The following is a 23123-nucleotide window of genomic DNA, read 5'->3' as shown; positions in this document are numbered from 1 at the left end:
CACCGAGAGGCTTCCGTCAGACGCACGGCACCGGGGGTCCCTGAGTCACCGTCGTCGGTCGACGTACGCGAACTTCCAGTTGCCGTCGAACGACCTGTCTACGGCCGGGCCCACCGGAGTTGTCCGCGAACCTTCCCGGAGTTGTCCGTGATCGGTAACGGACGCATCCGGGGGTCCTCGCGACTCGTCCTGTCCAGTGATCGCAAGGTGATCGGGACCGGCGAGGCACTGCGTGAAGGGGACGGACATGGCGCGGCGGAGCAACGGGCGAGGCTGGAACAGCAAATTGGTCGGGGCCGCGCTCGGGGTGACGTTGCTCGCCACCGGTGCCTCGGTGTGGAGCGCGCAGGCCGGTACCGCGGACGGCTCGTCACCGGAGGCGACCGCCCCGGCCGCACCGGGCAGTGATGTGAGACCGACCGCGGTGACCATCGCACACGCCTCGGACGCGGGAACCCGCGGCATCAACATCACCATCGACGACGGCCCCGACCCCGAGTGGACCCCTCAAGTGCTCGACGTGCTGCGGGAGTACGGGGTGAAGGCCACGTTCTGCATGGTGGGCCCGCAGGCCCAGGCGCACCCCGACCTCGTGAAGAAGGTCGTCGCGGCCGGGCACCGGCTGTGCGACCACTCGGTGTCGCACGACACCGCCATGGACAAGAAGTCCGAGGCCTACCAGTCGCGGCAGATCCTCGTCGCCGAACGCATGATCACCAAGGCCTCCGGGGGTGTACGGCCGATGTACTACCGGGCACCCGGTGGAGCCTTCACCCCCTACAGCCGCAAGCTCGCCGCTTCCCGGGGCATGCGCCCGCTGGGCTGGAACGTGGACAGCAAGGACTTCGAGCGTCCGGGTACGGACACTGTCGTCGCCACTGTCGAGCGGGAGCTGCCCAACGGACCGACGGTCCTCTTCCACGACGCGGGCGGCGACCGCGCCCAGACCGTCGAAGCCCTGCGCCGCCTTCTCCCCCAACTCGAGGAACAGGGCTACTCCTTCGGCTTCCCGGTGCGCTGAGCCTCGCCCTTGGCTCGGCGCTTCTCTGTGGAAGTACGAGGACAAGCCCGCCGATCCGGCTGTCGGGGTCGTCGCCCGGCTGTTTGACCCAGTACAGGTACTCACCGTTGTCCGTGGTTGCCCAGCAGATGAGGCGAGCGCCGTCGGGTTCCAGCTCGGGATGAGACTTCCCGCTGTCCACACACCGATTCTGCCCCGCACGCGCTTTGATGGATTGGCCGCCAGGAGCGCCGAGGCCCAACTGACCGTTTCAGAGAGGCTTTCAGAGAGGCCCCTCAGCGGATTGCTCCCCCTCGAGCCGCTGCCGACGTATTCGATTCCTTGCCCGAGGGGGGTGCGCCCCGGCCACGCACCCCTGAACGGCCGACGAGGGTCCCCCTCCCGTACACGATCGACGAACTGTGGACGACGCCCGCGGTTGCCGGGCATCGGACAGATCACTGGGATATCGGCGGCGTTCAGGCATGGTCCGGGACTACCCGCCAGCCCCTGGCACGCGTTTCGGCGCTCGAAGCACGCCGCGCCCGATCCGGCGCCTCGTGATGAAACAGGAGCAGCCAGGCCGACATGCCAGTGCGGTCATCACCCCTGAACCAAACGCCCTACCGGACCCGGTAGCCCGCTAAGGCCGAACTCAATACCTGGATGAAGAATCCAAAGTACGGAGTAAGGACCCTCTCGACAGCTGTCCCGAAAGCGTTGAATCGCGTACGGGGATACCACGACCGCCACCGTCGTACAGAGACCGATGCGATCAGCCAGTACCGGCGGGCCCATCGGATGTGCGCGCCCACGGACCTTGCCTCCCCGGGAGGTCCCTGGCGAAACCGAGAGGTCCAGGGCCGGGGCGCCACGCCGGCCGGGCCATTCGCCTCGGCCCCGAGCCCATGGGCCGGCACAGCAGTCTCCGCCGCCTCGCTCGCCCTGTCAGGAATGCACCGGCGGCACGGGCCGGTCACCCTCGCGCATTCGGCGGTCCCCCGTATGCCGCATCCGGCGTAACCACCTCAGTCCATGGACCGTTTTCATGCAATACATCGCTGACGACCCATGGAACTGCATTGCCACGGTTCAGTGTGATTGTCCCCGTTTATAAAGTGCAGGCATATCTTCACGAATGCCTTGAATCCGTCCTGGAGCAGCCGTTCACAGATCTGGAGCTGATCGCGATCGACGACTGTTCACCGGATGCCAGTGGAACAATTGTCGACGAGTTCGCAGCCCGCGATCCCCGCGTGCGCGCCGTACATCTGACGGAGAACGTGGGTCTCGGCCGAGCCCGCAACGCCGGTCTCGAACGCGCCATCGGCGATTATGTGATCTTCCTGGACAGCGACGACTCCCTCACCCCCGACGCGTTGCACGCGATCTCGGACCGGCTCAAGAACACCGACGGCCCTGACGTCCTGGTCTACGACTACGTACGGTCGTACTGGACAGGCAGGACGGCGCCCAATCCCGTCACCGCCCACCTCGCCGAGGAGGGCCCGGCGTCGTTCACCCTCGACGACCGACCGGGCCTGCTGAGGGTCCTGCACGTCGTCTGGAACAAGGCCTACCGCCGCGAGTTCCTGGAGCGTGCGGGCTTCACCTTCGCTCCCGGCTACTACGAGGACGTCTCCTGGACCTATCCGGTACTGGTGGCCGCGGAGTCGATCGCGGTGTTCGACCGTGTCTGCGTGCGTTACCGACAGCGCAGAAAGGGAGCGATCACCTGCTCTCCCGGACACCGGCACTTCGAGATCTTCAGCCAGTACGACCGGGTCTTCGCCTACCTGAACGCACACCCCGACACGGCACGCTGGCGGCCCCTCGTCTTCCGCCGGATGCTCGACCACTTCAGCACGGTGTTCACGGCGCCCGACCGGGTGCCGCGCGGCAGCCGCGCGGCGTTTCTGCGCCAGGCCCGGACCTACTGCCGCCGTTATCGCACCCCGGGCGCGACTCCCCCCGTGCGCACCAGGATCCGGCACGCCCTGGTACGTCTGGGCGCGCACCGCTGCTACCGGGCCCTGCACTCGGCGCGGGGCCTTCAGCGACGTGTCCGCAGCGCCGCCGTCGCCGCACAGCGTGCCGTCAGGGGGGCCGTCCTCCAGATCCATTACCGCATCCAGCGGCTTCTTCCGCTGCGCGAGAATGACGCCGTGTTCTCCGCCTACTGGGGCCGCGGCTACGGCTGCAATCCGGCAGGCGTCGAGGCGAAGGTCCGCGAACTGGCGCCCCATATCCGCACCGCCTGGATCGCCGACCCGGCGCACCACCACACGATCCCGCCGGCCACCCGCCGCCTCACCCCCGGCACGGCCGCGTACTGGACGGCGCTGGCCCGCTCCAAGTACCTGGTCAACAACGTCAACTTCGACCGCAGACTCGTCAAGGGCCAGGGTCAGGTGTTTCTGCAGACCCAGCACGGCACCCCGCTCAAGCACATGGGCCTCGATCTCCTCGACCGACCGGCCGCCGTCGGCGAAACCGACGTCCGGCGCATGCTCGCCAACTGCGACAAGTGGGACTACGTCCTGTCCGCGAACCGCCATTCCACGTTGGTCTGGGAGCGGGTCTACCCCGCCGACTACACCACTCTCGAGTACGGCTATCCGCGCAACGACATCTATCAGAACGCCACCGGCAAGGACGTGGCCCGACTGCGTGAAACCCTGGGCATCCCCCAGGATTCGGTCGCGATCCTGTACGCCCCCACGCACCGGGACTACTGCGGCGCCCAGCGCCACGCCATCGATCTGGAACGCATGCTGCGCTCACTCGGTCCCCGCTTCGTGGTGCTCACCCGCGCCCACCATTTGTCCACGGTTCCGCCGGTGGGCAAGGACTCGTCCCAGCTCGTCGACGTCTCGGACCACCCCTGCGTCGAATCCCTCTGTCTGGCGAGCGACGCCCTGGTCACGGACTACTCCTCGCTGATGTTCGACTACGCCAACCTGGACCGCCCGATCGTCGTGTACACCGACGACTGGGAGGCCTACGAGGCGACCCGTGGCACCTACTTCGACCTCCGGAAGTTCCCGCCCGGCGCGGTCGCCACCGGCGAGGACGAACTCATCGGCATCTTCGCGACCGGCGAGTGGCGCGGCCCGCGCTCCGCCCGGCGGCGGGCCGCGTTCCGCGAGCGATTCTGCCCGCACGACGACGGGGGCGCCGCCGAGCGGGTCGTGCGGCATGTCCTTCTCGGGGAGACAGCCGGTCTGCCGTCCGCGGTGCCGTTGGACGAGCGGCGACCCGCGGCGGCATCCGGTCCACGGTAGGAGCCGGGGACCACCGTGACTCAGCCCACCACCGCCGCTTGAAAGCCCGTCGAAGGAGAGTGTGTTGCCCCGCTTCAGTGTTGTTGTTCCGACCCACGACGCGCCGGGGCGGCTGCCCGACTGTCTCGATTCGATCTCCGGCCAGGCCTTCGCCGACGTCGAGCTGATCGCCGTCGTCAGCTCCCCGGAGGGACTGTGTGCCTCGATCGTGGCCGCACACGCGGACCGCGATCCACGGATCAAGGTGGTGCACTCTCCGGCGGGCGACGGCCTCCCGGGCGCGCGGAATGCCGGGATCGCGGGCGCGCAGGGCGAGTACCTCCTCTTCCTCGACGGCGACGACACGCTGGTACCCGGCGCACTGGGAATCCTCGACGCCCGGCTCGCCGAGTCCGGCGAGCCCGATCTGCTGCTCTTCGACCATGAGCGGGTGCACTGGTTCAACGGCGGCATGGGGGCAACGCTCGGGCGGCTGTGGCAGGACGCTCCGACCGGGGCCTTTCCGGTGGAACAGCACCCCGCGCTGCCCGACGTACGGGTGCCCGCGTGGAGCGGGGTCTATCGCCGCGACTTCCTGGACCGGCACGAACTGGCCTTCGTGCCCGGCATGTTCACCGACACAGTGTGGAGCGTACTGACCACGCTTCAGGCCGAACGGATCGCGCTGCTCGACCGGATCTGCGTACGCCATCTGCTGCGCCGCCAGGGCAGCCGGAACCACCTGCCAGGACTCCACCACATGGACCTGCTCGACCAGTTCGACCTGGTGATGCGCCGGACGGCCGAGCTGAAGCCTGACCCGGCGGTGCTCGACAGGGTCTTCCACCAGCTGGTGAGCGGAGTGCTCAAGACCGCGGCATCCCCCCGGCGGTTGCCGGGCACGGCGGCGCGGCGGCAGTACTTCCGGCGGGCCACCCGCCTCTACCGTCAGCACCGCCCGGCAGGGTACCGACGGCCAGGTGGCAGCGTGGGGCTGCAACATACGCTGCTGGCTTCCGGCTCCTACGCGTCATTCAGCGCGCTGCGCGGCACAAAGCGGCAGCTGGGCAGGGTGGCCCGGTCCGTCGGACGGTGCCTGAGGCGGCTACGGAAGCGCAGCGGCAACCCGTACAGGGCTTTCCTCAGGCGGCCGGTCGACGAGAATCTCGCGGTCTTCTCCTCGTACTGGGGCCGCGGCTACACCTGCAACCCCGCCGCCATCCACGCGGCGGCACGGCGCCTGGCTCCGCACATCAAGACGGTCTTTCTGGTGACCGAGGCCCACGCGGAGCAGATGCCCGACGATGTGGACAGCGTCGTGATCGGAAGCGCCCGCTACTGGGAGGTCATGGCCACCGCCAAATACACCTTCAACAACGTCAACTTCGAGATGTCGGTCAAGAAGCGACCCGACACCGTCCACGTGCAGACCCAGCACGGCACCCCGCTCAAGCGCATGGGCGTGGACCTGATGGAGTACCCGGCGGCGGCGGCCGCGGTCGGCCCTCTCGGCAAGCTGCTCCAGCGCGTGGACCGTTGGGACTTCAACATCTCCTCGAACCATCACTCCACCGAGGTCTGGGAGCGGGCCTACCCGGGTGCGTACGAGAGTCTGGACGTCGGCTATCCGCGCAACGACGCGTTCTACACGTCGACGGCCGAGGACGTCGCGGCGATCCGGCGCCGCCTCGGTGTCCCCGAGGACCGTGTCGCCGTGCTGTACGCGCCGACCCACCGCGACTACCGCACGGACTTCCTCCCCCAGCTGGATCTCGTCGCGTTCTGCCGGGCGCTCGGCGACGAGTTCGTCGTGCTGCTGCGGGCCCACCATTCCTACGAGGGGTCCGCGGGCCTCGAAGGGATGCTGCGCTCCGGCGCGTTGATCGACGTGACGGCGCACCGCTCGCCCGAGGAGGTGTGCCTCGCCGCGGACGCTCTGATCACGGACTACTCGTCGGTCATGTTCGACTACGCCAACCTCGACCGCCCGGTCGTCGTGCACGCCGACGACTGGGACATCTACCGGGAGACACGGGGCGTCTACTTCGATCTGCTCGCCACGCCGCCGGGTCCGGTGGCCCGTACCCAGGACGAGCTGACGAGGATCTTCCGCAGCGGTGAGTGGCAGGGCGAGACCGCGGCCCGGCTGCGCGACGCGTTTCGTCAGCGATTCTGCGAATTCGACGACGGGCTGGCCGCGGAGCGCGTGGTGCGCCGGGTGCTGCTCGGTGAGCCGGCCGAGGCCCTGCCGCCGGTCGTTCCGCTGCGCGAGCGCGTTCCTGCCCCGGCCGCCGCCCGCGTCCTCCACCGCTGACCTGTCCCCTTCGCACGTCCACCCACCTCCCCCACGACAATGGAAGAGCCCGTGCCTCGTTTCAGCGTCATCGTCCCCGTCTACAAGGTCCAGGGCTACCTGCGCGAGTGCCTCGACTCGATCCTGACCCAGTCCTGCACCGACATCGAGGTCATCGCGGTCGACGACTGCTCACCCGACAACTGCGGCTCGATCATCGACGAGTACGCGGCGCTCGACAGCCGGGTCACGGCGGTCCACCTGCCTCAGAACGTCGGCCTCGGCCGGGCACGCAACGCGGGGGTCCGTCACGCGACGGGTGACTACCTGCTCTTCCTCGACAGCGACGACAGCTACACGCCCGGGGCGCTGCTGGCCATCGACGAGCGGCTGACCGCCACCGACGGCCCTGACATCCTCGTGTTCGACCATGTGCGCACGCACTGGTGGGGCCGTGGCGACAGGAGCATGACGGCGGATCTGCTCGCCTCCGCGGGTACGGACACGTTCGACATCGTGAGCAGTCCCCAGTATCTGCATCTGTTCCTGGTGGCCTGGAACAAGGCGTACCGCCGCGACTTCTTCACGGGCCACGGATTCACCTACCAGCAAGGTCTCTACGAGGACGCCCCGGTCACCTATCAGGCGCTGATGTGCGCCCGCCGCATCGCGTGTCTCGACCGGGTGTGCGTCGAGTATCTGCAGCGCAGACGTGGTGCGATCACCCGCACGCCGGGACGCAGGCACTTCGACATCTTCGCCCAGTACTCGGGGTTGTTCGCGTTTCTCGACAGCCACCCGGAACTGCGCGAGTCGAGGCCGCACCTCTTCGAGCGGATGATCAACCACTTCCTGGCGACGCTGCCGCTCAGCGAGCGAGTGCTGCCCGAGGACCGGTCCGCCTTCTACCGAGAGACGGTGGCCTTCCACCGGCGCTACAAGCCGGACGGTTTCACTCCGCCGGACGATGCCTACCGCGCCCAGTGGCGCCTGATCGCCCACAGCCCCTACCCCGTGTTCCAGGCATACGCGCTGGCCGAGCGGCTGGGGCGCGCGTCCCTCCGCAAGAAGCGCAAACTGTGCGCGGCGACCACCCGGCAGGTCCGGCGCACCTACGCCGGGACCCAGCGCCGGTTCCGTCTTGATCCGAACCTCGCCGTGTACTCGGCCTCCTGGCATCGCGGTGTTCTCGGCGATCCGGCGGCCATCCATGAGGCGGCCCGGATGCTGGCCCCGCACATCGACGCGGTGTGGGTGGTGCGGCCGGACGCGGTGGCGCAGTTGCCGAGCGGCATCGACTACGTCACCCCGGACACACCGGGCTACCACCGGGTGACGAGCCGCGCCACATACTTCGTCAACAACGTCGACTGGACACTCGGCCTGGTGAAGCGCCCTGGGCAGATCCACGTCCACACCCATGAGGGGACACCTCTGGGGCACGTGGGCGTCGACCTGCTCGGCCGTCCGGCCGCCAAGTATCGCGTCGATGTCCGCGCCCAGCTACGGCGCGCGGACCGCTGGGACTTCAGCCTGGTCTCCAGTCCGTACGCGCAGCAGATCTCGGACCGCGCCTGTCCCTGTCACTTCACCTCACTGCCGACCGGCGCCCCGCGCAACGACGTGCTGGTGACGGGTGACCGGATGCGGACGGTCGCCCTGCGCAAACGGCTCGGAATCCCGGACGGCAACACCGTCGTGCTCTACGCCCCGACCCGGCGCGACCACCGCAAGTCGTACGTCCCGCGGCTCGACTTCGAACAGCTGCTGCGGGGGCTCGGGCCGACGGTCACCCTGCTCGTCCGGTTGCACCCGAAGGACGCACGGGCCCCGTTCCGCGGTCTGCAGCTGCGCGACCTCCAGCGGCGCGGGCTGCTCCTCGACGTCACCGACGAGCCCTCGGCTGTGGACATGATGCTCGTCTCCGACGCCCTCGTGACCGACTACTCGTCCCTGATGTTCGACTACGCCAACACCGACCGCCCGATCATCGTCCACGGCGACGACTGGGAGGCGTACCGGGCGGCCCGCGGCGCCTACTTCGATGTGCTCGCCGACCCGCCGGGCCATGTCACCACCAGCACCGACGAGTTGGCGGATCTGTTCGCCTCCGGGGCATGGCAGGATGCGCGCTCCGCGGCTCTGCGCGCCGACTTCCGCCGGCGGTTCTGCACCTACGACGACGGGCACGCGGCTGCCCGGGTGGTCTCCCTGGTCATGCTCGGCCGGGACCACCCCTCGTCGGTCATTCCCCAGCAGGACGCGCGACAGCTCCGACAGGCCACGCGCTCCGCTCTTCCGGACGGCACACGCTGACCGTGCGACCTCAAGCGTCACCTCCCGCCGGCCGCTCCGGTCCGAACACCCAGGAGATCCTCGCCATGCCAGACGCTCCGCACGGGTCCGGGCCTCGGGCCGCGACCGCGAAGGCCCGGGCCATGTGGACGCGCGTGCCGCCGGCGGTGCGTTTGCCGCTCGTCGTCTTCCTTTCCTGCCAGGCCTGCTACCTGCTCTGGTGGATGGCCTTCTACCCGGGATTGATCGACTACGACGCGCTCGCGTACACCTGGCAGGTCACCACCGACCACTGGATCTCCAACCACTCGGTCCTCTACAACTCTCTGCTCTGGCTGAGCCTCAACACCACGGGCGGCTTCGGAGCCCTGACGTTGTGTCAGTCAATCGCGATGTCCGCCGTGCTCGCCTACGCGTGCGCGAGCCTGCGCACCATCGGCGTACGCGGGCGATGGAGCGCACCGGCCGCGCTGGCGTGCGCCCTGGCCCCGCCGCTCGCCTCGTTCACCGTCTACGTGGGGAAGGACGTACCGTTCACGATCTGCGCGTTGGCGGTGTTCGCCGTCACGGCACGACTGACGGGCAGGAGGCTGCGGGGAACCTGGAACGGCCGTCTGCGCCGCTCCGAACTCCTGCTGCTGTGCGTCGGCTTCTTCGGCATCAGCCTCTTCCGCAACAACGGCTTCCCTGTCGCCGTGATCGCCGCGCTGTGCCTTCTTGTGGTGCTGCCCGGTGCGCGGCGCGTGATCGCCGCGCTGGTCACCGTCACCACTGCCGTGACCTTGACGCTGATGTTCGTGGTCTACGGAGCGGTCGGCATCCAGAAGCCGCCCAGAACGCTCGTCTACAACCTCCACTACGCCGACCTGTCGGTCACCTACGCGCAGGCACCCGAGCTGTTCACCAAGGACGATCTGCGGCTGATGGCCAAGACGGCGCCGCTCTCGGACTGGCGCACGACGGGAACCACGTGCTTTGCCTCCGACCCCCTGTACCGCAAGCTCAACCGGCACGTCACCGACCAACTCACCGAGCCACTCGTCCAGTTGTGGTGGCGCACTCTGCGTAAGGCCCCCCAGAGGGTGCTGGGCGCACGGATCTGCCGCGGACACATCGCCTGGGCCGTCTTCCCCGGGCCGCAGGCTCAAGGCGGCAGGACGTACAACGCGCTCAACCGGGTGGATCCGGCGTTCTACAAGTGGTACGCGGAGATGAGGACGAGCCCGTACAACAGGGCGGCCCAGCCGCGGCCCCTGTCCGAAGACCTCCACCACGTCGGCTCCTTCGCCTACTCCGCCGCCCACGTCCCCCAGCTGGAGTGGCTCCTCTGGCGTGGCGCGATCTGGTCCTACGCCACCTATGCGCTCGTCACCCGGCTCGCCCGGTCGCGCCGCTGCCGCCCCCTGTTCGCACTGGCGGGCGTCACCTTCGGCACTCAGCTCACCGTATTGGTCGCGACCCCCTCACCGTGCTTCCGCTACATGGCGGCCCCCATGTTCATCGGCGTGCTCTGCCTGTCACTCCTGCCCGCCCTGCGCGGTGCGGTGGGTCCCGTCACCCCGCCCCGGGCGCCCCGAGCTACACCGGCCACCACCACCCCACCGAAGAACGTGGAGTACGCCCCATAAGAAGGCCTCGCACCAGCTCACACCACTCGCCGCTCCAGTCCCGATCGCCCAGGAGAACTCCGCCGTGTCAGACGCCCGGCTCCCTTCCCCAGCCCGAGCCGGTGGATCCGGGGTGCCGGCGGCCTCGAGGCTGCGGGCCCTGCGGTCGCACGTACCGCCGGCGCTGCGTTTGCCCCTGGCCGTCTTCGTCTCGTGCCAGGCCTGTTACCTGTTGTGGTGGGCGGCCTTCTATCCAGGCCTGATGAGCGTGGACTCGGTGGTCTACACATGGCAGGTATCCACCGGCCACTGGCGCTCGGACCATTCGGTGCTCTACAACGCGCTGGTCTGGCTGACCCTCCACATCACGGGGGACTTCTCGGCCCTGACGCTGCTGCAGACCATCGCGATGTCCGCCGTGCTCGCCCATGCCTGCGCGGGCCTGCGGACTCTGGGGGTACGGGGGCGGTGGAGCGCACCGGCCGCGGTGGCCTGCGCGGCGACCCCACCGCTCGGGTCCTTCGTCGTCTTCGTGTGGAAGGACGTGCCGTTCACGATCTGTGCGGTGCTGGTGTTTGCCGTGTCCGTACGGCTGATCGGCAGGCGTACGAACGGCGCGTGGAACGGCCGTCTGCGGCGTTCGGAGCTCATGCTGCTGTGCGCCGGGCTGCTGGGTGTCGACCTCTTCCGCAACAACGGCTTCCCGGTGTCAGTGATCGCCTCGCTGGCCCTTCTCCTGGCGCTGCCCGGGGCCCGGCTCCTGATCGCCGGGCTGGCAGCCGCCACCACCACCCTGACCCTGCTGCTCGCCCTCGTGATCTATCCGGCGGTCGGCATCGAGCAGCCGAGCAAGGCGTTCCTCTACAACCTGCACTACGCCGACCTCGCCGTGACGTACGCGCGTACACCCGCACAGTTCAGCCCGGTCGATCTCCGGCTGATGGCCCGGGTGGCACCGCTCTCGACCTGGCACGACGCCGGCACCAACTGCTACGTGTCCGACGTGCTCTACTACAACCCCTCGCTGAACCGGACCACGGCCGGCCGTCTCACCGAACCGCTGGTGCGGTTGTGGTGGCGCACCCTGCGCGAGTCCCCGCAGCAGATCCTCGGCGCACGCCTGTGCCGGGCCCACATCGCCTGGGCCGTCTTCCCCGGACCGGAAAGCAAGGACGCCAGGACCTGGACGTACGGCACATCGATTCCCGCCGACCTATGGGGTTTCGGCCCGATCGAGGACAGCCCCTACCGGTTGCTGATCAAGGCCCGACCGCTGTCCCACGCCCTCAACCACGCCGCCACTTTCGGCCGCTCCGCCTTCGGTGTCCCCCAGCTGGAGTGGCTCCTGTGGCGCGGTGCCACCTGGTGTTACGCCACCTATGCGCTGGTCGCCCTGCTCACCCGGGCGCGCCGCCGACGTGCCCTGCTCGCCCTCGCGGGCGTCTCTCTCGGCGTGCAGCTCACCGTGCTCGCCGCCAACCCCGCGCCGTGCTTCCGCTACATGGCAGCACCCATGTTCATCGGCGTGCTCTGCCTGTCGCTGATCCCGGCCCTCCGGGCCGAACCCGTCGAACGCTCCAGGAGCGGAGGCCGTGGCGACTTGATTCGCCCGGTTGTGCCATCTAAATGACCCTCGCCCCGATCAGATCGTGTCGATTCTTGCGCATGGACAAATGACACACAATCATCCCTGCTCACGACTGTTCATTCGGAAGGGCACCGAAAGACATGGCTTACGACCCTCAACAACGGTTCTTGAACTTGGTGCCCGGCGGCAACGGAATTATTTACGCGATTCAGGCCGACGGAAATCTTTATTGGTATCGGCATATCAACTGGACAACCGGCACTCCCGCATCCTGGGCAAACGCCGGCTCGGGCCGGCTGATCGGGACCGCCTGGCACAAATTCCGTTTCGTCCTGGCCGCAGCCGACGGACAGATCTTCGCATTCATGCCCAACGGGGACCTTCTCTGGTACCGATACATGCTGTCCGACATCAACACCGGCGCCGGCAGCTGGCACTCGGCAAGCGGCACCCGAATCGGTACCCAATGGAACTTCCCGCGGGTGATCGGCGGATGGAACAACGTCCTCTACGCGGAGGACGGCAACGGAGACCTCCGCTGGTACAAATACACCGGCACCAACGGCTCCTTCAGCTGGGCGGCGAATTCAGGTTCCAAGATCGGTTCGCAATGGCAGACATACACCCAACTGTTCGCCGATCCGAACGGGGTTATTTTCGGAACACGGCACGGCAGCGCGCTCAGCTGGTTCCGCTACCTCGGGACAAACGGAACGTTCAACTGGGCGAACGGTGGCGCGCCTATTGACACCACCATTTTGGGGCCGTTCGAGAGGGCGCTTTTCTCCAACGGCTCCGGTGCCGTGTACAAGATCAAGACGAACACCGCCAACCCTCCGGGCCCCGACAACCAACTCCAGTGGTATCGCCTGCTCAACTCCGAGACCGTGAACACCAGCGGTGTCCAATGGGCCGGCGGGTCCGGCGCCGTGGTCGGTTCGGGGTTCACCCGCGAGGATTCCGCGGCACTGCAGGGATATCCGACCTCGGTGTCCACTCGGCAGGGCACGAGTCTGGGCATCCACGTCTCCACCACCTTCCCTTCGTACACGTCCTCCACCCTTCGCCTCGCTCCCACCGCGGGGTCCCCCGTCGTAGTCACCCAGCCCACCAGTCGCACCGGGCAGTTCCAGCTGCTGCAGGACGGTTACCACAGCGCGGGCTGCGGGTGGAGCCAGTCCTTTTCCGTCTCCGTGGGGACGGGGACAAGCTGGCCTTCGGGTGTCTACGCCTCACAATTGAAATCACCCCAGGGCAAAGAACACAGCGTGATGTTCGTCGTGCGGCCCTCATCACCACAGCGGCAGATCGCCGTCCTGGTGCCCACCAATACGTATAATGCCTACAATTTCTGGGGCGGGCACAACCAATACACGACCGGCCAAGCCGGCGCCCAGCGCACAGTCACCATGCAGCGCCCCAATACGGGAACCTCGTGGGACAACTTCTACACGACCGCGACCGGCATCATCGACCATCTGCTCTACAGCGACCTGCAGCTGTTTCGATGGATGAGCTCAAAGAACATCCCCTACGACTGCTACGCCGACACCGACCTGCACGCGACGGGCGCCAACTGGCTGCGGACACCCGCGCAGGGCGGAAATTACAAGGCGCTGGTGCTGACCACGCATCCCGAGTATTTCTCACAAACCGCGCGTGACAACGTCGTGGCCTTCCAGAACAACGGCGGGCGCATCATTTACCTGGGCGGCAACGGCATCTACGAACGGATGCAGTACACGGCGGACGGTACTGCGATCATTTTCCGGCGGCCCGACGGCAGCCGAGATGTCTACGCGGACTCCGGGCAGCCCGAATCGCAAATCCTGGGCGTATCGCACTACCAGCCGACGTATATGAGCTTCGCCCCGTACCAGGTACGCGACACCACCAGCAATCCCTTTACAGCGGGTACCGGCCTGAGCGTGGGAGACACCTTCGGCAGCGTCTCCTACGACATCGCCGCCAGCGGCTGGGAAGTCGACCGCCGGCAGGTTGCCGTCCCCGGTTCCGTGCTCATCGCGGAGGGTCTCAACAAGACGGGCGGAGCCGAAATGCTGTACGTGCCCCCCATCGCCACCAAAGGCTGGGTGTTCTCGGTCGGCTCCCTGTCCTTCACAGGCAGCGTTCCGATCGACACCGCGATCCAGAAACTCCTGCTGAACGTTTTCACGCAAGCGGTCGCCTAGTTCCTCCTGGTCCGACCTCACTGACGGAGAGAAGAGAACATGAAGGAGATCTCGCGGCGCACCGTACTGGTCGGCGCAACGGTGTCGACGATCGCGCTGGGCGTTCCCGTCCCGACCGCCGACGCGGAGCCCGCGCGAGAGGCACCGCCGGTCGCCAGTGCCTGCGGAGATCTGGGCAGCACACAGGTCTGCGTCACGGCCCGAGAGGTCCAGGACGTGACCGGCCTCCAGTACGTCATCACCAACCGCGGCGCTCGGCCGATGACTTACACCGTGTGGTACGTGGATGTGACCGGGGGTCCCGAATCAGGCAGAGTCACGGAAACGGTGGGAGCAGGAGAGACCGTCGTCGGATACTTCTACGGCGCGATCCAACACTGTTTCACGCTGCACATGTGTCATGAGGCAGAGAGCGAATGCGTCGTCCTCGGGCCCGTCTGCGGCGAGTACCCGTCAAGCTGGTAGGAGAACGGGCCGGTAGGAACACCCGAACACCGTCCTCGTCAGCAGGCCGCGCAGCCACCTGAGCGGGAGCGAGGCGGCGAACGGACCAAGTCGCCGCACCCAGACGCCCGTTGGGTCGTTCCACAGCACATGAAACAGAACAGTGAAGTGTCCCTTGCCCCGGTCCGGATGGCGGCCGGGGCCCAGGTCGACGCGTCGGCCGCACTGGGTCCCGGCACCGCCGTGTGGGAACTCGCCCAGATCCGTGAGCAGGCCGTGCTCGGCGATGACTGCGTCGTGGGGAGGGGCGCCTATGTCGGCCCCGGTGTCCGGATCGGCGACGGGGTCAAGATTCAGAACCTCGCCCTGGTCTACGAGCCGGCGGAGCTCGGCAACGGCGTCTTCGTCGGCCCCGCGGTCGTACTCACGAACGACCACAACCCGCGCTCGGTCGACCCCGCAGGTCGCCCCAAGGGACGCGGCGACTGGGAGCCGGTGGGGGTCACGGTCGCCGAGGGTGCATCGCTCGGCGCGCGCTCGGTCTGCGTGGCCCCGGTCCGCGTCGGCCGCTGGGCGATGGTCGCCGCCGGCGCCGTGGTGACGCGGGACGTGCCGGACTTCGCTCTCGTCGCCGGCGTCCCGGCCCGTCGCATCGGCTGGGTGGGCCGCGCGGGGCAGCGGCTCCGTGCGCTCCCCGGCTCGCCCGGCATGTGGGAGTGCCCGCACACCGGCGTGCTGCACACCGAGAAGGACGGTGTTCTCACGGAGGCCTGATTCAAGAAGTCGCCGTCCGGTATCCGCAGCCGCCGGTCAGGTGCCTCCGATTCCGACAGTGGCGGCCCGGCGGTCCGGACTCTCCTGGATATCGAGCATGAGGGCGCCGATGAGAAAGTGAATCCCGGTGAGGATCGGCAGGGACGCGAGCAGGACACTTCCTGCGCTGGCACTCGCAGGCCCGAGCGTGTGGATCAATACCCAGGTGCTCGCCGCGCCGCCGAAGGCGATAAGACACAGGCCCGCCAGGAGCAGGAGAGCGATCGGCGAGAAGGAGAAGACAACATATTTCAGGACGACACGTCGGCCGGTCCCGCGTGCCAGCTGAGCGATCAGTGCCGGAATGACCTTGTGCATCCGCATGGTGGACACCTCACTCCCGTAGACCGCGGGGACAGGGACGTCGCAGGCGGGGATCCGGAGGATGTTCAGATTGATCAGAAGGTCGTTCTCGAACGAGTAGTCCTTGGCCACGCGGTCGAGATTCAGCCGTTCCAGTGCCGTCCTGTGAATCGCGGTGTACCCGTTCTGCGGGTCGAACAGGTGCCAATACCCGGACGCCAGCTTGGTCATGAAAGAAAGAATGATGTTGCCGAGAATCCGGTATTTCGGCATGCCCCGGTAGGAGTCGCGAGAGTAGAAACGGTTGGCCTTCGTGAAGAGGGCGGTCCCGTCACAGATCGGAGCGAGCAGGGCTGGAAGATAGTCCGGGTCCATCTGTCCGTCGCCGGCCATGACCACCGAGACGTCGCAGCCCAGCCGCAATGCCTCCTGGTGCCCGTCGCACACCGCTCCACCGACTCCGGTGTTGTTCTCGTGCCGGATGAGCACCATCCGCGGGTCGCCGGCGTCGATCGCCTCGGACGCCGTCTCGTCACTGCTGGCGTCGTCGATCACCACGATATGGTCGACGAAATCGGGCATGGTGCTGATCGTCCGGGCGATCAGCTTTTCCTCGTTGTACGCCGGCACCACGACGGCGACTTTCATGTTCTGATACACGAAGAAAAACCCTCTCACGGTTCTTTTCCTGGAACCCGCCGGCGACGACGGCCTTGAGCACGGAGGAAGGTACCAGAAATCATTCAGAGAATGTGGAACTCTGCTTGCCGCTTTGCGTCGGCCGATACGACAAGATTCCTCCTTGTGGGAGGGCTGTGCTACATCATCGACGTAGGGACGCTGGTCCTGCTGCACGGTGTACTTCATATGCCATTGGCCGGGGCCACCTCACTGTCGTTCGTCACCGTACTGGCGGTCAACTTCGGCCTCAACAGATCCTTCGTCTTCCGAAGCGGAGCGATGGCCGGCCCGGCCTTTGCCAAATACCTTGTGCTCGTCGTACTGAATTACTGTGCAACCGTGGCGACGGTCACCGGGTTGACCGCTCTGGGCCTAGCGTACGTAGCGGCCAAGACGACGTCGACCATCATTAATGCGGTGGCGAATTACGGTGCGTTTCGATGGTGGGTCTTCAGATCTCCCGCCGCGGGAAATCCACAAAGTCCGGGCAGGCCCGAACCGATCCGAGAGCCGTGACCGCACACCGCGTTGCGATGGCCATGCCCCTGGCCCTGTGTGTTCGTTCCGCGCGGACAACGAACACTGAGCCCTCGCCAACCTGGCAGTGGGGGCTGGCGGTTGGTAGGGCAGGGCCGTACGCACTGGTGAAGCTCCTGGAGGACGGGTTCACGACCAAGATCATCGGAACCTGGCGGTGCACCGCCGCGCTCTCGTGTCCCGTAAGACCGGCTCCGAATACCGTGAAGTGCCCCGCACGAGGTATCGCGCAACCGTAGGATCGCGTGTCTCCAAGGATCGACGATCCCTGACATGTGCGGAGGGAATGCGGTGTCGAAAGGCGTGCCAGGGCTGCTGTCGCTTCGCCCCTTGCGGGAGGAAGACCTGCCACGGCTGTTCGAGATCCAACTCGACGAAGAAGCCCGCCACCTCGCCGCCTTCGTCACCGAGGAGGCCAAGGACCGTGAGGCGTACCTCGCCAGACACCGGAAGATCCTGGCGGACCCGGAGATCACCAACCGGGGCGTGGAGGTCGACGGGAAACTGGTGGGCAGCGTGGCGGTGTTCCCGATCGAGGGAAACATCGAGCTGACGTACTGGATCCGCCGGGACCTGTGGGGGCGAGGAGTGGCGACCGCTGCCGTCGCGGGGCTCCTCGAGGAGGTCGCGGTGCGACCGATCCACGCCCGAGTCATCGAGGACAACACCGGCTCGGTGCGGGTCCTGGAACGCAACGGGTTCGTGCGGATCGGCAGCGAGGACGCGTTCGCCGACGCGCGTCGAGCCACGGTCACCGAGCTGATCTACAAGCTCGACTGACCAGGACGGCTCACTGGGGTGGCCGACCTCTCGATGAGAGGGCTGCCCAGTGAATTGAGACCGTGTTCTAGGTGGTGAGGCGGTCGTTGGGCTCACCGTGGCTCCTCCCCCTCATAGATGAGGGGGCTCCTCGCGAAGGTGCCCGGTACGAGCGGCAGCCCCGCAACCACCTGGCCGCCTTCGTCGGCTCCGCAGCAGCCGTCTGCGGCTACAAGCGACTCGTCCGCCTCACCACGTAGGACGCGGTCCAAGAGCCACGGGGACTCAAGACCGCTGGGTGACCGCCGCCAGATTCCGGTGATGGTGGTTCTGCAGAGGCAGGGACGCCTTCCGCCGTGCCGAGTCCAGGACCACCTCGGCGACCTCCACCGTCCTCAGCCCTTGGTCGAGGGTGACGATGTCCATCGTCCTGCCTTCGACGGCGTCGCGGAACCGCTCGTGCTCGACGAACAGCGGCTCGCGCTTGGGAATCGCGTACCGGACCATGTCGCCCTCGGTGGCTCCGCGGAAGGTGCTCAACGCTTCCCACTCCGTGGCGAAGGCGCCGTTGGCGTGGAAGGTGAGATCTGCGGTGAGGGTGTCCGCGATGAAGCAGCCGCGCTCGCCGGTCACGGCCGTGAAGCGCTCCTTGAGCGGGCTGAGCCAGTTCACGAGATGGCTGACCATGGTGCCGTCGGTGAGCTCACCGACGACCGCGACCATGTCCTCGTGCAGGCGGCCGCTCTTGGACATGGTGCGGGCCGCCACGGAGGCGTAGCGGCAACCCGTCACCCAGCTGGTGAGATCGATGTCGTGGGTCGCCAGGTCCTTGACGACACCCACGTCCGCGATGCGCTGCGGGAAGGGTCCCTGACGTCGCGTGACCACCTGGAACATCTCTCCGAGCTCGCCCGCCTCCAGACGCGAACGCAGGCTCTGCAAAGCCGGGTTGAATCGCTCGATGTGCCCGACGCCGGCGGTCAGTCCGGCGCCGTCGAAGGCGTCGACCAGTCGCCGGGCCGCGGCCGCGGAGTGGGCGAGCGGCTTCTCGATCAGTGCGCACACGCCGCTGGCGGCCAGGGCGAGGCCGATCTCCTCGTGCAGCACCGTGGGGCAGGCGACCACGGCGTAGTCGAGGCCGAGCGCGAGCAGTTCGGACAGGGCGGCGACGACCGGGGCGCCGTGGGCGGCACCCGTGGGGTCTCCCGCCGGGTCCATGACGCCGACGAGTTCGACGCCGTCGAGTGACGACAGCACCCGGGCGTGGTTGCGTCCCATCGCGCCCAGACCGACAAGCCCCGCACGCAGCGTCTGCTTGCTCACCGGACACCTCCGGCGACGCTGACGGCGCGGGCGATGCGCTCAAGGTCGCCCTGCCCGAGGGTGGGATGGACCGGCAGAGAGAGCACCTCGGCGGCAGCGCGGTCGGTCTCGGGCAGCGGAGGTCCGGCCGGATCACGGAACGGCGCGAGACGGTGGATCGGCGTCGGGTAGTACACCGCGCTGCCGATGCCCTGCCCCGCCAGTTCCTGCTGTACGGCATCCCTGCGGCCGTCAGGGATGGCGACGGTGTACTGGTGGTAGACGTGCCGGGCGCCGTCGGCCACGTGCGGCACCGTCAGCCCCTCGATACGGGAGTCGAGCACCTTGGCGTTGGCCCGCCGCTGCTCGGTCCACGCAGGCAGTTGCTTCAGCTGCACACGCCCCACGGCCGCCGCGACGTCGGTCATGCGCAGGTTGGCGCCGACGATCTCGTGCTCGTACCGCCGCTCCATGCCCTGATTCCTGAGCAGCCTCAGAGTGCGGGCCAGTTCGCGATCGCCGGTGGTGATCATGCCGCCTTCGAGTGCGTGCATGTTCTTCGTCGGATAGAAGCTGAAGCATCCGGCCTGGCCGAACGTTCCCACGGGCCGTCCGTGCAGCGTGGCGCCGTGCGCTTGGCAGGCGTCCTCGACGACGGCGAGGCCGTGGCGGGCTGCGAGCGGCATCAGATGGTCCATGTCGGCCGGATGCCCGTACAGATGTACGGGCATCAGTGCCGCTGTGCGCGGACCGATCACCGCCGACGCGGCGGCCGGATCGAGGCAGTAGGTGCCGGGCGTGATGTCGGCGAAGACCGGTTCGGCGCCCACCAGACGTACCGCGTTGGCGGTGGCGGCGAACGAGAAGGAGGGCACCACCACTTCATCGCCCGCTCCGATGCCGAGCGCCATAAGGCTCAGCTGCAGCGCGGAAGTGCCGGAGTTGACGGCGACACAGGTACGTTCGCCGACCAGCTCCGAGAACTCCTCCTCGAACGCGGCCACCTCCGGTCCCTGGATGACATGGCCACTACGCAGGACGCGAACGGCGGCTTCGATCTCGGCTTCGCCGATCACGGGCCGGGCAGCGGGAATTGGCAGGTTGGACCCAGACACGAGCAGTCTCCGTTAGAGAGCGAGGGAGTCGGCCTGCGTTTAACACCAGTTCACACCGGAAGGTTCCGGTTTGCACCATTTATCAACCCATAAGCACTATGCGTAGGATGAATTGTCTGGACGCACAGATAGGCATTCTCGCGACGGCGTGCTCAATCCCAGCGCGTACATCCCTCGTACGAGCCGCGAACAAGTCGGCCCGCGGCATCATCACTCACAACAAGGGCGAGGCGATATCCCGCCCTCGACGACCCGTACTGGCGCCGCTACTACTACGACGGCCACGGCTGGCTCCAGGACATGTCGGACCACCCGCAAGGGCTTGGCGTTCGACTACGTGCACTCCGCCGTCGACGACCACACCCGTCTCGCCTACAGCGAGATCCACGCCGACGAAAAGGACGCCACCTGCGCCGACTTCCTGCGCCGGGCAGCCGTCTTCTTCACCACCCCTCGGCATCACCAGGACCGAACGCGTGCTGACCGACCATGCCTGGTCCTACCGCAAGAGCCTCGCCCGGCGTCAGACCCTGGACGAACTCGGCACCACGGGCAGACCCACCCGCCCCTACCGACCACAGGCTTTGGGATGTCATTGTGCGAGCAAGTCTGCCTCCGGCTTCCTGGATGGCGTCCCCACGGCCTGATAGCCGCTTCGCCCCAGACCACCGACGCGAGCACGCGCATCCCATGGGCCCACGCTCCCGAGCGGTGCGGGCATCGACGGCCGGAATAAGATCGCGTCGATCGGCCAGAAGGGCCGGATCTTCTGGGGCCTGTGGGGGGCGTCGTGGGTGTCATCGTGGGTGCGGTTGTTGCGGTGTTTGTCGTCGTGGCCGGGTGGTGGGTCGTTCGGACCTACAACCGGCTCGTTCGGCTGCGGAATCAGACGCAGGCTTCGTGGGCGCAGATCGATGTGCAGTTGAAGCGGCGACATGAGCTGATACCGAATCTCGTCGAGGCGGCGCGCGGCTACGCCGCTCACGAGCGCGGCACTTTCGAAGCGGTCACTGCCGCACGCGGGGCGGCCGGAAGCGGAGGGCTCGGTGTTGCGGACCGGGCGGCCGCCGAGGACGCGCTCACCGCGACACTGGGGAGGCTGTTCGCGCTGGGGGAGAGCTATCCGGAACTCAAGGCGGATCAGCACTTCAGTACGGTGCAGGCCGAGTTGAGGTCGGCGGAGGACAGGATCGCGTACGCGCGGCAGTTCTACAACAGCGCTGTGCAGAGCTATCACACCGCCCTTGAGAGCTTCCCGGGGAACGTCGTGGCGGGGCTGGGCGGAGCGCATGGGCGGCGGGAGTACTTCGAGACCGCCGGCGTGGCGCAGGATGCCGTGCAGGTGAGATTCGCGTGACGCTCATCGAACAGCTCTACTGGGGCGGCGCCGGCCTGATCGCGCTCTGGCTCGTCGCCTTCGGGCTTGCGCTGGTCTCCACCCGGAACGGCGTGGTCACGCCGGGGCCCGCGACCCAGGAATTCGGGACCGACCCCGAACCGCCGGGAGTCGTCAGCCTGCTCGGCAACAACTGGCGGAGCGTGGAGCATGCCGCCGCGGCCACCCTGCTGGATCTCGCGGCCCGTGGGCTCGTGGAGCTGCGGCAGCCGGGCGACGACCCGGCCCGTAGCACCGTTCACCTCACCGAGGGAGGCCGGACAGCGGCGGGGCTGAGGCCGTACGAGCAGCGGGTACTGGACCGCGTCGCCGCCCGGGCGGCGCACGGCGGCGCGCCTATCGGTGCGATCGCCTTCCGTGACGACGAGCGCGCCGCCTCCTGGAACACGGCGCTGCGCCGGGAGGTCATCGCCGAGGCCCGGCTGCGCGGCCTGTCCCGGTACCGGTTCGCACCCTTGCTCGTCAGCGCTTTGCTGGTCTGTGCCTTCGTGCCCGGTGCGCTGTTCACCGTGGCCGCGATCATGGGACACCACGGTGTACGCGGCGCGCTCTTCGTCGGTGTGGCCCCGGGCGCCGCGCTGGCCTTCCTGCTCGGCAAGACGCTGGGCGAGCGGGCGACACCGAAGGGCCTTGAACGCGCCGGGCATTGGGCCGGACTGCGAGCGTGGCTGACGGCGCACGAGGACTTCGCCCGACTGCCACCCGCATCCGTGACGGTCTGGGACCGCTATCTCGCGTACGGCACCGCGCTCGGTGTCACCAGCCTGACCGGCCGGCTCCTCGGCTTCGACTCCGGCGACCGGCGACACGTCTGGTCCTCGTACGGAGGAACCTGGCGCCAGGTGCGGATCCGCTACCCGCGGCTGCGCCCCGGCTTCGGCGGGTCGACAGGCCGGCTTTTGCAGTTGGCGGCCGCGGCGGGCGTGGTCGCGGGGGCGCTGTGTGCCTTCGCGATCCTGCGGCAGCCCGACTGGGCGGTCGCGGTCGACGCGCACGACGGCGGCTCGCTGCGCCGGCCGGGACTGGTGCTGAGCGCCGGCTGGGTGGGCAGCGCGCTGCTCGGCCTTGTGGTGGCCGGCAAGTTCAGCCGCTGGACGCTGTTCGTGGCGTTCCTCGCGATGATGCCCGGCAACTTCGCGAGCGGCAGCCACGGCTGGTTCCTCGACGCGATGGGCCACGAGGGGCCTCTGCTGGGCGAGTTGGTGGCGATCGCGGCGTTCGGCGCGCTGGCGGCGTATCTTCTGGCACTCGCCTGCCTGGAGCGACGGGAGCCCGACACGATCACCGGCGAGGTGCTGCGGATGGAGTCGCGCAAGGGCAAAGAGGTGGCCCGTTTCGTGGCCCTGGACGAAGGGGACACGGACCTGACCACCGCTTGGGCGCTGCCCGCGGCCTCGCAGGAGATCGCGACCGGTGCCCAGGTGCGGCTCAGGGTCTCGCGGGGCACCCGCACGATCCGCTCCGTGGAGCTGGTGAGGGTCGCGACACCGGAAGGCGACCGGGCGAAGGCCCCCAAGCAGGCCGCCTCCTAAGGA

The 23123-nt window shown here is 67.8% G+C and carries 16 protein-coding genes and 1 pseudogene; 14 read left to right on the top strand and 3 right to left on the bottom strand.

Translation table 11 applies throughout. The annotated features are described in order from the left end of the window. Window positions 1–247: 247 nt before the first annotated feature. The 9 genes from LGI35_RS36925 (at window position 248) to LGI35_RS36885 (ending at window position 15456) form a co-directional block, all read left to right on the top strand. Window positions 248–1021: a polysaccharide deacetylase family protein gene (locus tag LGI35_RS36925; RefSeq protein WP_227298613.1), complete on the top strand. Its 774-nt coding sequence runs from the start codon at window positions 248–250 to the stop codon at window positions 1019–1021. A gap of 1061 nt (window positions 1022–2082) precedes the next feature. Next, window positions 2083–4284: a bifunctional glycosyltransferase/CDP-glycerol:glycerophosphate glycerophosphotransferase gene (locus LGI35_RS36920; RefSeq protein ID WP_227298611.1), complete on the top strand. Its 2202-nt coding sequence runs from the start codon at window positions 2083–2085 to the stop codon at window positions 4282–4284. 64 nt (window positions 4285–4348) lie between these two features. Further along, the gene (locus tag LGI35_RS36915) at window positions 4349–6577 is read left to right on the top strand and encodes a bifunctional glycosyltransferase/CDP-glycerol:glycerophosphate glycerophosphotransferase (RefSeq protein WP_227298610.1); all 2229 of its coding nucleotides are present in this window, start codon (window positions 4349–4351) and stop codon (window positions 6575–6577) included. A 51-nt stretch (window positions 6578–6628) separates the two neighbouring features. Beyond that, window positions 6629–8872, top strand: a complete 2244-nt coding sequence (locus LGI35_RS36910; protein WP_227298609.1) for a bifunctional glycosyltransferase/CDP-glycerol:glycerophosphate glycerophosphotransferase — start codon at window positions 6629–6631, stop codon at window positions 8870–8872. Between the two features lie 65 nt (window positions 8873–8937). Then, on the top strand, window positions 8938–10479 hold the full coding sequence (locus LGI35_RS36905) for a hypothetical protein (RefSeq protein ID WP_227298607.1): 1542 nt from the start codon (window positions 8938–8940) through the stop codon (window positions 10477–10479). A gap of 241 nt (window positions 10480–10720) precedes the next feature. Then, window positions 10721–12088 (top strand): hypothetical protein, encoded by a 1368-nt coding sequence (locus tag LGI35_RS36900; protein WP_227298606.1) that lies wholly within the window; start codon window positions 10721–10723, stop codon window positions 12086–12088. A 98-nt stretch (window positions 12089–12186) separates the two neighbouring features. After that, window positions 12187–14238: a N,N-dimethylformamidase beta subunit family domain-containing protein gene (locus LGI35_RS36895; protein ID WP_227298605.1), complete on the top strand. Its 2052-nt coding sequence runs from the start codon at window positions 12187–12189 to the stop codon at window positions 14236–14238. A 39-nt stretch (window positions 14239–14277) separates the two neighbouring features. Next, a complete protein-coding gene (locus tag LGI35_RS36890; protein ID WP_227298603.1) occupies window positions 14278–14703 on the top strand; it encodes a hypothetical protein in 426 nt (141 codons plus the stop codon). A 129-nt stretch (window positions 14704–14832) separates the two neighbouring features. Next, entirely contained in the window at window positions 14833–15456 is a 624-nt protein-coding gene (locus tag LGI35_RS36885; RefSeq protein WP_227298602.1) for an acyltransferase, read from the top strand. A 36-nt stretch (window positions 15457–15492) separates the two neighbouring features. Here the strand turns inward: LGI35_RS36885 and LGI35_RS36880 are convergent, their stop codons facing one another. Then, window positions 15493–16458: a glycosyltransferase family 2 protein gene (locus tag LGI35_RS36880; protein ID WP_227298600.1), complete on the bottom strand. Its 966-nt coding sequence runs from the start codon at window positions 16456–16458 to the stop codon at window positions 15493–15495. A gap of 90 nt (window positions 16459–16548) precedes the next feature. Here LGI35_RS36880 and LGI35_RS36875 point away from each other — a divergent pair, with 90 nt between their 5' ends. Together LGI35_RS36875 and LGI35_RS36870 are read left to right on the top strand one after the other, a co-directional pair. Continuing rightward, window positions 16549–16995: a GtrA family protein gene (locus tag LGI35_RS36875; protein ID WP_227298599.1), complete on the top strand. Its 447-nt coding sequence runs from the start codon at window positions 16549–16551 to the stop codon at window positions 16993–16995. Between the two features lie 294 nt (window positions 16996–17289). Beyond that, complete coding sequence (locus LGI35_RS36870; protein ID WP_227298597.1) at window positions 17290–17796, top strand: GNAT family N-acetyltransferase; 507 nt, start codon at window positions 17290–17292, stop codon at window positions 17794–17796. 264 nt (window positions 17797–18060) lie between these two features. On the opposite strand, the gene LGI35_RS36860 is transcribed toward LGI35_RS36870, so the two are convergent. Together LGI35_RS36860 and LGI35_RS36855 are read right to left on the bottom strand one after the other, a co-directional pair. Then, on the bottom strand, window positions 18061–19053 hold the full coding sequence (locus LGI35_RS36860) for a Gfo/Idh/MocA family protein (protein ID WP_376228282.1): 993 nt from the start codon (window positions 19051–19053) through the stop codon (window positions 18061–18063). A gap of 41 nt (window positions 19054–19094) precedes the next feature. After that, the gene (locus tag LGI35_RS36855; RefSeq protein WP_227298594.1) at window positions 19095–20192 is read right to left on the bottom strand and encodes a DegT/DnrJ/EryC1/StrS family aminotransferase; all 1098 of its coding nucleotides are present in this window, start codon (window positions 20190–20192) and stop codon (window positions 19095–19097) included. Between the two features lie 322 nt (window positions 20193–20514). Here LGI35_RS36855 and LGI35_RS36850 point away from each other — a divergent pair. From LGI35_RS36850 to LGI35_RS36840, 3 genes and pseudogenes are all read left to right on the top strand, one after another. Next, a pseudogene (locus LGI35_RS36850) lies at window positions 20515–20782 on the top strand (DDE-type integrase/transposase/recombinase); the annotation flags it as partial. A 200-nt stretch (window positions 20783–20982) separates the two neighbouring features. Then, window positions 20983–21549, top strand: a complete 567-nt coding sequence (locus tag LGI35_RS36845; RefSeq protein ID WP_227298593.1) for a LemA family protein — start codon at window positions 20983–20985, stop codon at window positions 21547–21549. Next, complete coding sequence (locus tag LGI35_RS36840) at window positions 21546–23120, top strand: DUF2207 family protein (RefSeq protein WP_227298591.1); 1575 nt, start codon at window positions 21546–21548, stop codon at window positions 23118–23120. Before LGI35_RS36845 ends, LGI35_RS36840 begins: the two co-directional genes overlap by 4 nt. The last annotated feature ends 3 nt before the right edge of the window (window positions 23121–23123 follow it).

Origin of the sequence: Streptomyces longhuiensis, from assembly GCF_020616555.1 — a bacterium.
Taxonomy (GTDB): domain Bacteria; phylum Actinomycetota; class Actinomycetes; order Streptomycetales; family Streptomycetaceae; genus Streptomyces; species Streptomyces longhuiensis.
Note: the sequence above shows the minus strand (reverse complement) of the source record. Positions and strands in the feature narration are given on the sequence as shown.